The following is a 15,552-nucleotide window of genomic DNA, read 5'->3' as shown; positions in this document are numbered from 1 at the left end:
CCCGCGCCGCTTTCAGTTTTGGGGCACCCCGCTTGGTGGATAAGATGTGACCACTTCCCAAACGGTCTCCTGCATCAACCTCGCCGCTTCGGGACCTGGGTCAGCAGCCGGACTACCATCAGCCAGTTGCAATTGGTGAGGCAAGCCAACGGGCGAGCGCCCATAAAGTACAGCGTAGTGAGTGAGCGCCACGAGATAGCCACCGTATTCACTGAAGTGGATGTTGTCATGGAACAGATCGTTGCGATCACGGATGGGCCCAACCCCGCCAGCAGCCTCAACCTTGCGCACAAAAGCTGCCATGACCTGCCCGGCTGGGATGACATAGATCGGCTTGTCGACTTCTTCATAGGCCAGCGTGCGTTTGAGAATCTCGCCTTCCCAATAAAGACTCAAATCCCGGTCGAGCCGTGTGAGCCAACCCTCCGGATCATCCAATGGATGCCAGGTTTCATAAAGGTAAACACGTGTCTCTGGATTGCCCTCCCAAGCGGCGACGGCCCAGTTGCGCAGATATTCATGCGGCGCGAAATACTTGATCATATCCTTGATCTCGACCGCTTCGGTCAACACCACCGCGTCATAGTCGCCTGACGCCATGGCTTCCTTTGCATCCCGAAAGGCGGGAGGACCGTTAGACTCTTCAAACCCATTGATCACCACATCTGGCTCCCAATGCGCACGTAGCGGCGTCCCCCAACCAAGCTGACTGTTGAAACTGTGTCCCTCGCTGCCGCCCTGTTCCGCCAATTGCTGCAACATCCCCGGCATGTATGGTCCCACGAGACTGTGCCCCAGATGATAGACATTGAGTGGGCCCTCGGGTGCCGATGCAGGCCTATCGTAGATCATGCTGAATTGCGCTTCGTCCACCGGATCAGGCGTGCTACAGCGGTTGACCAGGCCGCAAGCGGATAGAAAAAGTAGCAATAGTGGCGTGAGTTTTCGTTTGATGCGATGTAAAAACATGTTCGTATTCGTGTGCGTGTTTAATGGTAAAATGAACCCTATTGGATATGTGCAGCGGTAACTAGTTCATTGCAAGGTATACATTCTGGAATCGATTTCATAACGGGATACACAGATCTTCATGACCAACTCGGGCAAGCTACTAATTTATGCGCCAGTACCATTAGTGCAAACCGATTCCGGACTGTATCTTGAGGATCAAGCTTGCAATGGGCTGAGGCTCTGGGCGGAACATTTTGATGAATTGATTACGATGCACCCCGTCTCTCATACAAAGTTGCCAGACGCTTGGGTGCCAATCAATAACGTTGGGCCAAACTTGGATCGCATTCGTATCTTGCCTCTGCCAACGGCCTATCGTCCTGATCAGTTTTTTCGCCACTATCGAGCCACCCGGAATCTAATACGCGCGGAGATCGACAAAGCTGACTACGTAGCCTTCTCCATCGGTGGCCTTACTGGAGATTGGGGATCGGTTGGGGCTTGGCAGGCCCATATGGCGGGTCGACCCTTTGCGATCTGGACCGACCGGGTGGAATCTGAGGTAACCCGCCGCACAGCGTCTAGTAACCCGCTCTGGCATCGCCGGATCAGAGCGCGGTTAGAACATCGGCCCATGTGGGAATGGGAAAAATTTATCATCCGACGCGCGGCTCTGGGCCTGTTTCACGGCAAGGAAACCTATGAGACCTATGCCCCCTATTGCCGCCAACCACAACTCGTGCACGACATCCACATCAAGGCCTCGGAACATCTCCCTCCCGAAGCTCTGAAGGCTAAGGTTGTCGCTGCGAACAATGGGCCCCTGAAGATCGTCTATACAGGAAGGGCGAGCGCGATGAAGGGTCCGCAAGACTGGGTGGAGGTTCTTGAGACACTTGCCAAGCGACAAGTGGATTTCCAAGCCACATGGCTGGGTGATGGACCGAATCTAGCAGACATGAGGGCGCGCGTCGCCAACGCAGGCCTTGAGAGCCACGTCACCTTCACAGGTTTCGTGAATGACCGCGCTGCGGTTTTCGACCACTTGCGACAGGCCCATATTTTCCTTTTCTGCCACAAGACGCCGGAATCCCCGCGATGCCTAATCGAAGCGCTGGTCTCTGGTACGCCGATCGTCGGCTATAGCAGCGCCTATCCCGAGGATCTGATTTCGACTCATGGTGGAGGACAACTCGTTTCACTGAACAATGTCGCTGCCCTGAGTGAAACAGTGCAGTCGATTGCTGGAGATCGGTTACTACTCGGAGACATGATGGCCCGAGCCTTGCGGGATGGAGAGGGTTATACCGACGATGCGGTCTTCCAGCACCGCTGCGAGGTCATTAAGAAGTATCTTTAAACAACGGATTGCCCGGGAAGGTCGTCTTGTGGTGACCTTCCCCCGCAGCCCGGATCAATGGGTAGCTTCACCGGGTTTGTGCGACAAAGCCACGAACATGTTTCATGCAAACATATCATAAGGGTTCGATATGAAGTATCTTTTATTCAATACGTTGATGAGTATGAAGAAGCCATTTTCCGATGCGGCTCGCGAACGTCGCCAAGCTCAGTTTTTGAAGCGTATGAAAATTAAAGGCGGCGAACGCATCATCGACTTAGGGGGAACGGTAGAATTTTGGAGAGGTTTCCCTGTCCCTCTGAAACTGACAATCGTAAATCTGCCAGATCCTGAGAAGACGGTTGATGCAAGTCACGAGTTGCATGAGATTGAAATTTTGGACGGAGACGCATGTGACGTAAACTTTGCCAATGACTTGTCTTATGACATAGTTTTTTCCAATAGTGTGATTGAGCATGTTGGTGCGATCGACAAGCGTAGAGCGATGGCTGAAGAGGTCTTGAGACTGGCGCCAAGCTACTGGGTTCAAACTCCTTCTATTTGGTTTCCAATTGAAGCTCATTGCAACATGCCGTTTTGGTGGGCCTATCCTGAGTGGTTAAAACGCCGATTAATTTCTCGTTGGTATAAGAAATTGCCTGCTTGGACGGACATGGTGGCCGGGACAACTGTCTTACTGAGAGCTGAAATTTTGTCTTTGTTCCCTAATTGCATACTGTGGACGGAATGGAAGTTTGGGTTCCCCAAGAGTTACGTGGCCTACAAACCTCCGTCTAACAGCAAGGGCCGGGTTTCAGAGCAGATGTAGGCGCCGAAAGCCAGTCCATTCATTGCAGCCTAGCTTGAGCTCGTACCGAGACGGAACTCAAATGGTGAAAAACGCGCTTTGGGTTAGAGTTGTGCTGGGGAAAAAGCCCGTTCGCTTAGTCGTAGTCGCCTTGGCAATCAAAATTGCTCGAACCGTTTGGGCTATATTGGCGCACGGGCGAACTTATCATCCATATCGTTCAGAATCGAACTAAATCCAGAAATTTAGAATGACAAAATAGGATTTGAGACGATGCGTCCAAAACCCGGAACATCCCTCGTTGTTCATTTCACTCCGGGGTGCGTCAAGAGTTTAGACCCAGTTTATCCCGCCGGTGCAAACCGAGGCAATGGCGGTTCAATCGCCATCAGCGCATCCAGCAGCCTTTCTTCCGCTGCTGCATCACTTTCACCTGGTCTAATCGGCGTGCTCAACCGGATGAGTGCCCCATCTGTCCGCCCTTCTCGGATGCCGTCCACCATCAGCCAGAACTTTGCTGCTAGATCCCATGCTACCTTTCGGCCTTTTTGGTCGAACCAGTAGAAAACCATCATCCGCGCCTCGCCGTGCTGAACGATTGCGCGGTTGATCATGAAGGGCGTCGCGCTGCCGACTTCTGCAGCGATGTCGGTTCGTTCTAGCCAGGCGATCTCCCAGCCGCTACCGGGCAGGCATATCTCAGGCGAATGAACGCCACCCCGACCCTGATCCGCATACCAGGCCATGAAAAGTCCGACCTCAGCGCCATCCGCTCGGGTCATATTGACCTGGCGGTAGTCGTCGGCGCCAAGCGTCTCCTCCACAACTGGGTCAAGCCGCTGATGGGGGGTTGTGCGCCAGTCGCCGAGGGTTCGGGGAAAAAGTGCAAAGCGTTCACGGGCCACTTCGATCTGGCCGCGTTCGGGGATCATCTGCCATGTTGCGACGGCCCCGACGGCCAGAATGGCGGCCGTGATTAGTGCGGCTGAAGGCTGAACCAAACGTATGCGTTTGGCTTGAGTCCAAAGCCCGTCCGTTTCCAGATCCAGAGCTTCGGTAAGGCTCATCTTCACGGGGTTAAAGAACAGCATGATCCGGGCAAGAACAAACAGAAGCAACACACAGGCAACAAAGATCACCCATCCTTCGAAGAAATGGGTAAACCCGTCCAACCAGTCGAGCCCGTAGTAGTTGACGACGGTTCCCGCGATGGCGATGCGGACCGAGTTCATGATGACGGTGATCGGCGCGGCCGCGATCAACAGTATAGCTTTGTGCCACATCGGGCCCTTGTAAAGGATGGCAAAGATGTAGCTGAAGCTGAGGATCGGAAAGAGGTATCTGAGCCCAGAGCAGGCCTCGGCCACATGCAGTTTGGTGACGCCCAAATCAATGATGTTGCCGTCAAGAAAGACCGGTACGGACAGAAGCCCTAGCATCCATACGCCCAATTCGGATGAGATCAGTTGCAGCCAGGTAGACATCTTGTAATAGAGCGTGTCGGGCAGCGGTAGCATGTAGACAAGATGCAGTACCGGCGGCCAGAAGTGTTTTCCGGTGGACCAGCCAAAGCTGATCAAAAGAATGCCGCCGACCCAAAGGATCAGCGCATAGGCGGCCATGTCGTCGATATTAGCCAGCCGTGCCAACGCACCAAAAACGAGTGCCAATGCCACGACTGCCACTCCGACCCAACGATCACCAATGGGTCCGGGCCGTTCGGGGTAGTCTTTGAGTTGGCGGAGGAAAAGAAGCCCGGACAGAACCGGGATCAACGGAGCGTGTGAGTACTCTGGCAGGCCCCAGGCAATGCGCAGCGCATCAAGTCCTGGTGATAGAAATATGAACGCCCCCACCGTCGCCACCAAAAGCCATAAAAGGCCCAAGTGCAGGCTTTTACCTACACGGTGGTTCAGAACGGTTTGGGCTGCGGATTCAGTCATGAGGATCTGTTTATCTGGTCGGGCCGGGTTGCCGTATCTTGCGGAAGCTATGTCATCCTAAGCGTAGTCATTAAAGCTTTTCAAACGCCCACCAGACAAAATCATGTCATAGATCTTCATCGTCTAGGCGGCTTTTGTGTTAGAAGTACATAGATTGACAGCATAGCCTTCGCGGCGGTGGAGAAATGTTTCAATGGCCTTGAGCTTGGTTCGAGGCTACGATTTACTCAGCACATGGCGAAATTTGTTCCTCATTGCCGGAGAGGTCACCATTGCGCGCGAGTATTTGTATCCGACCGCCGGTAATGAAGGCCATATAAAGTTACAGTCTCCTGCAAGGATCAGAACACGGGGGCGAGATATAAAAGATTTAATAAACCTATATACCTCACACATTATGGATAGGCCGGACAAAACGCTGAAAGATTTTGCAAACTGCCTGATTGTTTATGACTGACCGCACCTATGTCCTGATCTCTCCATGCCGGAACGAAGCGGCCTATATGCGGCGCACGCTCGGCAGTGTGGTGGCGCAAACCGAGACGCCGTCGCTCTGGGTGATCGTCGATGACGGCTCAACCGATGGGTCGATGGATATTCTTACCGAATATGCCGCAAAGCATGACTGGATACGCATCGTCTCCGCGTCCGACCGCGGGCATCGGGCCGTTGGTCCTGGTGTGATTGACGCGTTTTATGCAGGGTTAGACACTGTTTCGCTGGAAAATTATGCCTATCTTTGCAAGCTCGACGTCGATCTGGACCTGCCGCCGCGCTATTTCGAATTGCTGATCGAACGGATGGAGACTGACCCGCGGCTCGGCACCTGTTCGGGCAAGCCCTATATTCGTCAGGATGGCAAGCTGATCTCGGAGCGCCGTGGTGACGAGATGAGTGTCGGTATGACCAAGTTCTACCGCCGTGAATGCTTCTCCGATATCGGCGGCTTCGTACGCGAGGTCATGTGGGACGCCATCGACTGTCATAAGGCGCGCCAGTTGGGTTGGATTGCGCGTTCGTGGGATGACCCCGACCTGAGGTTTGAACATCTGAGGCCCATGGGGTCGAGCCAAACCTCAATCTATACCGGTCGCCGCCGCCACGGGTTCGGGCAGTATTTCATGGGGTCCGACCCGCTTTTCTTTTTGGCGACGGCAATCTTTCGGATGACCGACAGGCCATATGTGCTGGGCGGGTTAGCCACAGTGCGGGGTTATCTGGGGGCCTGGTTTCGGAGGGAAAAGCAGCTCGATGACCCCGAGCTGCGCGCTTTCATTCGGGCCTATCAGCGTCGGGCGTTGTTCAAAGGCAAAGCTCGGGCGATTGCAGAGCAGGAGGCCGCAAAAGCCCGGGCGTGGTCGCTCGGCTCAACTTAGTCCGCATACATCTCCAGCCAGCTCTGGAACATCAGCACATTCCACAGCTGATGACCCCAATTGTGGGTCCCAGCTTGGTGTTGGGACCAAAGCTGCCCGATCAGGACGGGGTCCAGGTATCCTTCTCGGGCCAAGCGCTCGGGGGCCAGCAGGGCAGCGGCCCAGTCCTTGAGCCCTCCGCGCAACCATAGGCCGATGGGAACTTCGAAACCCATCTTCGGGCGCTCGATCAATTCTCGGGGGACGTATCGGTGGAGCACCTGTCTGAGCAGCCATTTCGATTGGCCGCCGCGGACCTTCATGTGAAGGGGCAGCCCCCAGGCAAACTCGGCCACTCGATGATCGAGCAGGGGCGCGCGGCTTTCCAGTGCCACAGCCATGGTCGCCCGATCGACCTTGGTCAGGATGTCGTCAGGCATATAGGCCAACATATCCAACTGCATCATCCGTTCGATCACACCCAGATCGCCACGCGGAGGGAGATGATCAGCCAGGATCGAAGGCGGGTTGGAACCGCCAATGACTGCGGCCTCTGGGAAGCGCCAAACCGATACCATCTTGCGGTGCAGTTCATCTACGTTGTGGCTCGCGGCATAATTGGCCAAGCGATGCAGACGCTGACCGTTGGGTTCCTTGCCTTGCGGAGTTGCGCGGATGGGCTCGATCAACTGGTTCAGAAGCGTTGCGGGGAGAGCGCGAACGGCCCCCGCCCCAAGACGACGTAATTGGGAGGGCATCAATGCCAGCTTTCTGAGCAGCGCCGCGCCTTGCTGATAGCGGTCGTAACCGCCGAAAAGCTCATCTCCACCGTCGCCAGAAAGCGCCACCGTAACGTGTTGGCGCGCCAGTTCGGCAATTAGGAACGTCGGAATTTGAGAACTGTCGGCGAAAGGTTCGTCATAGATAGTAGGCAATCGAGGGATCACGTCGCGCAGGTCTGTGTCGCCTACATAAAGTTCTGTGTGGTGCGTGCCTAGATGTTTCGCCACATCGGCGGCGAATACGGCCTCATTATAGCGGGCTTCGTGGAAACCGATGGAAAAGGTATGTACCGGCTTGTTTGATAGGTGCTGCATCAGCGCCACGATGGTCGAACTGTCGATGCCGCCCGACAAGAAGGCTCCAAGCGGCACGTCTGACATCATCTCGTTGCCGACAGCATCCAGCAGGAGTGCTTCAAGCTGGTTGATGGCCTCAGCATCAGTTGGCACCGGGCCGCGGGGAGCGGCAGCAATGGCACCCCCGTTCCAGTAAAACTTGCGGGCGAAGCCGGGGGCTGTCAGCGAGACTTCGGCCATCTCGCCCGGACGCAGCTTCATCAGCCCTTCATAGATCGTCAGGTCTTCGGGGACATGACCGTGGCGCAGCATCGCCACCAGCGCGTCGCGGCGCACTTTGGCGCGGAACGCGGGATGCGTGCGCAGTGCTTTGAGTTCTGACCCGAACAGGAATAGTGCGTCTTTTCCAGTGCCCTGCCAGCCATAGTAAAGCGGTTTTTCCCCCAAACGGTCGCGCGCCAGCAGAAGCTTCCTCTCCTCGCGGTCCCACAGCGCGATGGCAAACATGCCTTGGGTACGCCGGATCGTTTCTTCGAACCCCCAGACCTCGAAGCCACGCAGCATGACTTCGGTATCGGATGTACCGCGCCATTCCGGCGCCTTACCTGTGTCTTCCAATTCGGTTCGCAGGGCTCGGTGGTTGTAGATCTCGCCATTGTAGACCAGTTGGTAACGCCCGGTTGACGACACCATCGGTTGGTGTCCCGCAGGTGACAGATCGACGATGGCCAGTCGCAGATGGCCCAGGGCAACGCCTACCTCCTCATCGACCCAATGGCCCTGGCTGTCAGGACCGCGATGAGCAATGGCACTCATCATCGCCTGAACGCAGGTCGGAGCGTCCTGTACCTGAGGGCGACCCGGAGGCCAGAGAAAACCGGTGATACCGCACATAACGTGGTCTTAATACCTTAACAAATTTCCCTAGTCTTAATGCCGGGGCGGAGAACATGAGGCAAGCGTACAGTCTCTTGCGCGGAAAAACTGTTTTTATGATGCTTCTTGCGCGCCGCGAGACGGGTATTGTGGTCGCTGGTTGCCAAAAAAATCATCATAAGCGATAGGTTGGGTTTCATCGGCGTCACCAAGCGCCGAGGAGCCGGGCAGGGGGGCATAAGTATCAAACATACCGGGGGTATTTAGTGTGGCCGTTTGTGCGCGAAGATCGACTGTAGATGTCTGATAGCCCCTTTCGCGAGGGCTGAAAAAGAGATTTGTGGAACTGGACAGCGGGGCGTCACCGATCATTGGGTCATCAGTTCCCGTTTGATAGACAACATTGTTGGCGACCGTGATGTTATTGAAATGGTCCTGCCAGTTCACAAATATTGCCATATTGTCAGCAACATCCCATTGATATGCGTCTCGTCGGAGCCGGTTCACGAACGTATTATTTAGAATAGAAATCGGAGCGGAGTTGTTGTCTGGGGATGTGGAAGAACCGCCATTATGTCCGTCCAATAAAATAAATGCATGAGGGTTCGTGGTTCCAAGAGATTGTTCAGAATCCGGCAGAACAAAAACGTTGTTTCGGATGGTGGTGCCCCCAAAACCGAAATTTACGAGATTGGCAGTTTGATACCCTCCAACCACGTAATTTTTTTCAAACAAAGCATTTATGGGAAGCTTTTTCTGACCTTCACCCGGCCCCATTGTCACAACATTGTAACCTCCCTCAAAGGCATTCGCCTGGCAGTTGATTTTGGCGCCTTCGAAAGAGCTTGCATTCAATCGTAAGCACGGCTGCGTCGCAATAATTTTGCCATTTCCAGACCATCCTTGTCGAATAAAGAAATCAGAATTTTGAATGATCGAAACAACAGCATTTCCCGCCAATCGAGCCCCCCATCCTCCATTGCCGGTTGAATCGATCAGAGCATTGACATCAGATATGATTGAAGAGCCGGTGATGGCAAACCCTTCAAAGCTGGCGTCTAGAATCGCCGTACCAAAGTTGGTGACAACCGTATCGTTCAAAACGACAGAATGACCACCTTCGGTTTGGCCTACAATAATTGCAGCCAGGAGACCTGAAACGGAGCACCCATCCAACAATGCCAAATGCGGTGGGTTATTAAACCAAGTGAACAGGATGGGGTGCTCTCCGCCCAGAACCGAGGTTGAATCAAACCCGGACTCAAGAACCACATTTTGCCAAACCATATCTTTGGAAGGGTTTGGGATTCTTGGGGCGATGTCGTTCCAGAAAACCCCTCCTGTACAAAAAACCAGCGGCCTGTCAGCATTGCCGTCTCCTGCGACAATATGGAAGGATGGGGTATGTCCGCCAAACCCAGGCGAAATGCCGGAGAAGGTATATTCTTCGCCCCGATTTAACACGATCCTTTTGGGTGCCGCTTCTTGCCCTGCAATATTGTCGTTAAAAACGCTGCTGATATCGCCAGTTTTAAGGCGCCGAGCCCGAGGCGGAGAATGTTCGAAATTGCCGGAGGGGCTGAGAAAAAGCGTGTTTCGGGCTGGAAATACGGCGCCAGGGTCTTCGATCACGATATCGGTTGATGCTGTGGCTGTCTTTCCCGAAGCTGGTTCGATGACGAAAACCGAAACGCGATAGCTGCCCGGAGTGCGAAACGTATGTGAGACCCAAGGGCCATATGCGACACCGGCGTTTAGGTGTTTACCAGGCAGGTTCTCTGGCGCCTGGAAATCGTATGGATCATCAAAGTCCCAAAAATAGTATAAGTCATGAAACCGGCTGTCATAGATTTGACCAGCGGTTGGCGCCACAGCGTCAAAGCCATCGACCGTCACTTCAAAAAAGACGGCATCGGGGGACACCTGCCAAACTGAGCGACGCATAACGGTAATTTCAGCTGTAGCACCTTCAGACATGTAGGGGACTCCCGGCTGGAAATTTTACCTTGTTAGCAAGCGTTAATCTGATGAGAAACACAACCCTATTTAAGTTGCGGGCTCGTATGAAGCATTTTAAGTGATCGTGTTTCTTGACGGCGCCAGTGCCTGAAATTGTGTCACAAGTTGGATTGGTGACAGACAGGATTGGTGACAGTGTCAAAATCTTCGTGTACCCACTGGGCGTTGCTTTTGAATGCTGGGCGCGGGGCGGCTCCAAAATGTTCGGATATATCGTCCTGTATACTTGGCCGCTAGTCGTATTCGCCTTTTTCCGCGTCTGGTCTCCGGCCGTCGCGTTATTGGCGGCAATCATCGGTGGATATCTGTTCCTACCGACGGGATTGTCTCTTGACTTGCCCGGCTTACCAGCCCTGAACAAAGATACGATACCAGCAACTGCGGCTTTTATAGCTGCAATGATAACTTCAGGAACGACTACACCAACGAGCCTGCCGGGCTGGCTCCCCAAAAAACGTTTGCCAATACTTTTGATCGTTATTCTGATTTTGGGTACATGCTTGACAGTTTTAGCCAACAGACACCCATTGTTCTATGGGCCTCTCGTCTTTCCGGCTCTCCGAGTCTGGGACATTCTTTCGACATTGCTTTCAGCTGTAATGATGCTTCTACCTTTCATTCTCGGACGGAAATACTTAGCACATCCGGAGAAGCAATGGCTTTTTCTGAAGGCGCTTGTCATTGCTGGAACTGGATATTCGCTACTGGCTCTATATGAAATTCGGATGTCGCCGCAGCTTAATTTCATGATTTATGGGTATTTCCCGCACGCATGGGAACAACATATTCGCCCGGGCGGTTATCGCCCACTTGTTTTCGTGCAGCACGGCCTTTGGTTGGCGATGTTCTTCGCTATGTGTGTCTTGGCTGCCGGCGGACTTGCCAAATACGTCAAAGAGAAAAGAGGGCGTGTCTACCTCCTGCTTTGCGTTTGGTTATTGATGACGTTGTTTCTATCAAATTCTCTTGGGGCGTTTTTAATCGCAGCGATCCTGATAGTTGTGATGTTTGTTCTGAACGTCAGATTGCACTTTGCGATTGCTGCAGTGTTTTCTGGCATTGCTCTGCTTTATCCGATGCTTCGTGGTGCTGATCTTGTACCTGTCAATACTATCATTGAATGGGTTACAACCTTGAGCGTTGATCGAGCAGATTCCTTGGAATTTCGGGTAGTTAACGAAAATTATCTGTTGGAGAAGGCGCGCGAACGACCGCTGTTTGGATGGGGCGGGTGGGGTCGCAGTTTTGTGTATGATCCAGCCACCGGTGAAGGCATCAGTCTAATTGCTGATGGGTATTGGGTGGGGGTAATTGGTGTAGGTGGATGGGCGCGATACTTATCCGAGTTTGGATTGCTTTGTCTCCCGGCCCTAGTACTTTTTTTCAGAGCCCGGAGATTGGGTCTGGGACCAGAGACGGCTATTCTTTCGTTGGTTTTGGTCGCAAATGTGATCGACTTGCTTCCCAATGCGACAGTAACGCCAATTACCTGGCTTATAACCGGGGCGCTGTGGGGTAGACTAGAACTCGGCCGTGTCGCAACATCCGACACTGAAATGGCACCAGTAGCTGAGCCCAAGCATGCCCTTGCCCGTGCCCGCCCACGGGCACCCCTGCCACCATCATCACCTGTGCCGGGACCGTCGGCCATGAAATCACGACCTACCAGCCGCTACACCCGGCAAACCAACCGGATCATCCGGAACGGTCGCGGAAGGAAAGGAACTGACGCATGACAGGGCAACCGACGGTTGGGGCCGTCGTCATAGGCCGTAATGAAGGGGATCGATTGGTGCGGTGCCTGGCCTCAGCCACTGAACAAGCAGATAGGGTTGTTTATGTGGACAGCGGTTCAACTGATGGCAGTCAACAGGCCGCGAAAGCCGTAGGCGCAACATGTGTCGAATTGGACCAAAGCCAACCCTTCACAGCGGCGCGCGCACGTAATGCCGGGTTCGATATCTTGCAAAAAGACCCGGTGCCGGTGCAATTTGTGCAATTCATCGACGGAGATTGCGAATTGCAACCAAGTTGGATCGAAGCCGCACGATCCTTTCTGGCGGAAACGCCGACTGCGGCCGTCGCCTGTGGTCGCCGCCGTGAACGCTTTCCCGAAGCGTCGGTTTACAATCGGCTTATTGACCAGGAGTGGGATACGCCGGTGGGACAGACCAGAGCCTGTGGTGGAGATGCGCTGATGCGCAGCAAAGCCTTGTCGGCTGTTGGCGGTTTTGATCCGGCCCTCATAGCGGGGGAAGAGCCTGAATTATGTGTCCGCCTGCGCGCAGCGGGTTGGTCGATCTGGCGGCTTGATGAGGAAATGACGTTGCACGACGCGGCTCTGACCCGGTTTGCGCAATGGTGGAATCGGAACCGGCGTGCGGGCCACGCATATGGGGAAGGGGCGGCCATGCACGGGTCTCCGCCCGAACGCCACTGTGTGCGGGAGACCCGATCAGCTCTCGCCTGGGGGGCTGTGTTTCCCCTGCTTGTTGTGACGGGTACACTTGTGACATCTTGGTCGCTCGCGTTACTTTTAGTCTGGCCCGCTCAGGTGCTGCGCCTGGTATCGCGTGGTATGGACCCGACCCGTGCCCTGTTTATAACACTGGGTAAGATCCCTGAGGCACAAGGTGTCCTGGGCTATTGGTGGGACCGGTTCCGCGGACGCCGGGCAAAGTTGATAGAGTACAAATAGGATCTTACCGCCCGGCAAAGGGCAGAATGTCAAAAACGCTTGGGTTCATCCAGATTGTAGCCATTACAATTCCACAGGAAGCAATCAGAAAAGCGAGGTCTTGTTTGGGGTACCACCCACTGTAAGGCCGGATAAAATAGACCAGAAATGGATAGGAAAAAATATCAACGATAACAGGAGCCAAAGCTGCACCGATCAGACCAAACTTGCTGACCATAGGCAACAACACCAAGATACGAGCAATTGCGGTGCCTGTTGTAAATATGGTGAAATCGCGCGAGTTTCCATTCGCCAATAGTATCTTATCGTAGCTCATGATGACCTGCCTTGGGATCATCGCCAGACTAAGAAGCACCAGAATTGGCCCTGCAGCGTGGTAACGGGGATCATAGAGAAAAGTTACAGCTAAAACGCCAACCATAGCCAATACTGCAGCCATTCCAAGTGTTCCCATGGTCAGTAGCATTCGCGCACGTCCAATACTCTTTCGGTTTGCGTCATTGTCTGCGGGCGGTCGGGTACGATAAAGCGGGAACAATATCCGCTCTAGCAATTGCGTGCTGAGTGTGAGCGGGACAGCGGCGAGCATGAAAGCGATGGTGTAGACTGCAAGATCTTCAAGGCTTACATATTTCCCGAGTACCATTCGGTCACCTTGCTGCACAAAGAAGCCTGCAGCAGTCCCAAGGATAATATACTTTCCGAAATGAAAGATTTCCCTAAAAGCGTCGCGCTCCCAAGCAAGTCTGTTTGCGGGCCCGGGCAAGATTGTATGTGAAAGAACAACACGAACGCTGACCCCAACAAGTGCGCCCATTACAAGCGCCCAAACCGAGTTTAGCCAAAGCGCCATAACAATCATGAATACTGTACCAGAAGTTTGTGACGCTAGTTCCATCGCCGTCAAACGGCCTAACGTGAGATGTCGATTAGCGAGATACATTTTCGTCGACTGGAAACCCTGGATGAATGTTGACATCGCCAAAACCGGAATGATGAGACCAAGTTCAGGTTGTTCATAAAATGCGGCAATCGGATTTGAGATAAGACACGCCACAACCCAAAGCACAGCACCTCGAATGACTTGTAACGTCCAGGCGGTGTTCAGGTACTTGGGATCATCGCCTCGCGGACTCCGTACAACGGACGCACCTATGGCCACGTCAGAAAACATTTCGAGCCCGGCGATGACAACCTGCACCAGGGCCATCAGGCCGAACGCTTCAGGAAAAAGAATGCGCGTCAGGATCAGGTTCGACCCCAGGCGGATCAACTGGCTGCTGCCGAAGCCCATGACACTCAGGGCTGTTCCGCGGATTGCCCGCACCTTCAAACCATCACCGCTGAGAACGGACCGGAGCGCTGCTTTCATGATGGCAGCATCCGGAAATCGGGTTGATTTACCATGCCTTAACCGGTTAGCCGTGTCAGATTGATGGATTCCATGAACCGCAGGTCCAGCGCCTGTTCATACTTTTGTGCAGCCTCTGGCAGCACCTGCCCTGAGTGCAGAAGCACCCAATCTGCAAAGGTTAGCTCGTTGCGGGTCCAGATTGTGTCATAGATGTTGATGAACTCGCGGAAAGTTCCTGTCTGTACTTTGTGCCAGAAGAAATCCGTTGTTGCGTAATCGACGAAGGCAAAGCAGTCGCGATAAGCCGTCCAGCTGTCTTCCAGCGTCCAGTTCAACGGACGTCCAATACGTGTGAGGAACGTTGAAGCGATGTAGCTCTCCGCAGCTCCAATCTGGCAAAGCTCACCGATGGGGATTTGGGCATAGATGTCCGACAACGCCTCGGGCCAGTGTTTGGGCAATGGGTCGGTTCGCAGACCGGGCGTCCAGTAGCGCAACATATCCTCCGCATGACCAAAGACGGTCTGATCTGTGACGTGATAGGGCGCGAATTTGAGCGTTCCGTGACCTACGCCGATGATCCGGTGCAGCTGTTCAAATCCGCCTCCGGCCGGAAAGCTGCGCGCAATGGCCGCGAGGAATCCCATGACATTGGGCCGGTACAGCCGCTGATCAGTGCGGGTTTTCATGATCCAGATTGCACCATTCTTATGCGCCTGGATGATCCCGGCACCGGCGCTGACCAGTTGCATGTTGATGTTGAAGAGCCCCGGGGCCGCGGGCTTTTCGGATAACACCACATCGACCCCTTCGGCACGGATGGGGGCAAGATCGGCCTCAGGCGTGTCGTTCCAGGTCGACAGGATTAGCCGCACACCAGGCATGTTGCGGCGATAAATCCGCAGGGTTTCGACAGTGAAATCATCCTGTATGGAGATCGGCCCCTGCATGACGATTGCCATCGGTTCATCCGTGGATTCAGGTTCGGACTGATTGGCGATCTGCCGGCTCAGCTTGGGGCGCTGCGTATATGTCAGAAAATGATCTGATGACCGGGTGATTTGCTCCAGGCTCCACATCAGCAGGCGCCGGGCGACTTTGACCATCACGGTATCGGTCGTATCCATGAT

At 54.1% G+C, this 15,552-nt stretch carries 11 protein-coding genes; 5 read left to right on the top strand and 6 right to left on the bottom strand.

The window, feature by feature from the left end:
- Positions 1 to 12 precede the first annotated feature (12 nt).
- Positions 13 to 771: a hypothetical protein gene (locus ACR0DE_RS21050; RefSeq protein ID WP_480755177.1), complete on the bottom strand. Its 759-nt coding sequence runs from the start codon at positions 769 to 771 to the stop codon at positions 13 to 15.
- A gap of 490 nt (positions 772 to 1,261) precedes the next feature.
- Here ACR0DE_RS21050 and ACR0DE_RS21045 point away from each other — a divergent pair, with 490 nt between their 5' ends.
- Entirely contained in the window at positions 1,262 to 2,311 is a 1,050-nt protein-coding gene (locus ACR0DE_RS21045) for a glycosyltransferase (RefSeq protein ID WP_480755175.1), read from the top strand.
- A gap of 130 nt (positions 2,312 to 2,441) precedes the next feature.
- Positions 2,442 to 3,119 carry a class I SAM-dependent methyltransferase gene (locus tag ACR0DE_RS21040; RefSeq protein ID WP_170399542.1) on the top strand — a complete coding sequence of 226 codons (678 nt, stop codon included), beginning with the start codon at positions 2,442 to 2,444 and terminating at the stop codon, positions 3,117 to 3,119.
- 323 nt (positions 3,120 to 3,442) lie between these two features.
- On the opposite strand, the gene xrtD is transcribed toward ACR0DE_RS21040, so the two are convergent.
- On the bottom strand, positions 3,443 to 5,041 hold the full coding sequence (gene xrtD, locus ACR0DE_RS21035) for a VPLPA-CTERM-specific exosortase XrtD (RefSeq protein WP_170567787.1): 1,599 nt from the start codon (positions 5,039 to 5,041) through the stop codon (positions 3,443 to 3,445).
- A 449-nt stretch (positions 5,042 to 5,490) separates the two neighbouring features.
- On the opposite strand from xrtD, the gene ACR0DE_RS21030 reads away from it, so the two are divergent.
- Entirely contained in the window at positions 5,491 to 6,417 is a 927-nt protein-coding gene (locus tag ACR0DE_RS21030; RefSeq protein WP_480755172.1) for a glycosyltransferase family 2 protein, read from the top strand.
- On the opposite strand, the gene asnB is transcribed toward ACR0DE_RS21030, so the two are convergent.
- Both asnB and ACR0DE_RS21020 read right to left on the bottom strand, forming a co-directional pair.
- A complete protein-coding gene (gene asnB, locus ACR0DE_RS21025) occupies positions 6,414 to 8,369 on the bottom strand; it encodes an asparagine synthase (glutamine-hydrolyzing) (RefSeq protein ID WP_480755170.1) in 1,956 nt (651 codons plus the stop codon). The genes ACR0DE_RS21030 and asnB overlap by 4 nt on opposite strands.
- Positions 8,370 to 8,465: 96 nt before the next feature.
- The gene (locus ACR0DE_RS21020; RefSeq protein WP_480755168.1) at positions 8,466 to 10,328 is read right to left on the bottom strand and encodes a PKD domain-containing protein; all 1,863 of its coding nucleotides are present in this window, start codon (positions 10,326 to 10,328) and stop codon (positions 8,466 to 8,468) included.
- Positions 10,329 to 10,453: 125 nt separating this feature from the next.
- Here ACR0DE_RS21020 and ACR0DE_RS21015 point away from each other — a divergent pair, with 125 nt between their 5' ends.
- The gene (locus tag ACR0DE_RS21015) at positions 10,454 to 12,106 is read left to right on the top strand and encodes an O-antigen ligase family protein (RefSeq protein ID WP_170567793.1); all 1,653 of its coding nucleotides are present in this window, start codon (positions 10,454 to 10,456) and stop codon (positions 12,104 to 12,106) included.
- Positions 12,103 to 13,068 carry a glycosyltransferase family 2 protein gene (locus ACR0DE_RS21010; RefSeq protein WP_170399560.1) on the top strand — a complete coding sequence of 322 codons (966 nt, stop codon included), beginning with the start codon at positions 12,103 to 12,105 and terminating at the stop codon, positions 13,066 to 13,068. Before ACR0DE_RS21015 ends, ACR0DE_RS21010 begins: the two co-directional genes overlap by 4 nt.
- Positions 13,069 to 13,072: 4 nt before the next feature.
- Here ACR0DE_RS21010 and ACR0DE_RS21005 read toward each other — a convergent pair whose 3' ends face one another.
- The gene (locus tag ACR0DE_RS21005; protein WP_170399563.1) at positions 13,073 to 14,440 is read right to left on the bottom strand and encodes an oligosaccharide flippase family protein; all 1,368 of its coding nucleotides are present in this window, start codon (positions 14,438 to 14,440) and stop codon (positions 13,073 to 13,075) included.
- Positions 14,441 to 14,478: 38 nt separating this feature from the next.
- Positions 14,479 to 15,549, bottom strand: a complete 1,071-nt coding sequence (locus ACR0DE_RS21000) for a WavE lipopolysaccharide synthesis family protein (protein ID WP_170399566.1) — start codon at positions 15,547 to 15,549, stop codon at positions 14,479 to 14,481.
- Between the last annotated feature and the right edge of the window lie 3 nt (positions 15,550 to 15,552).

This window comes from Ruegeria sp. C10 (genome assembly GCF_056537805.1).
This window is presented reverse-complemented; position numbering and strand designations above follow the sequence as displayed.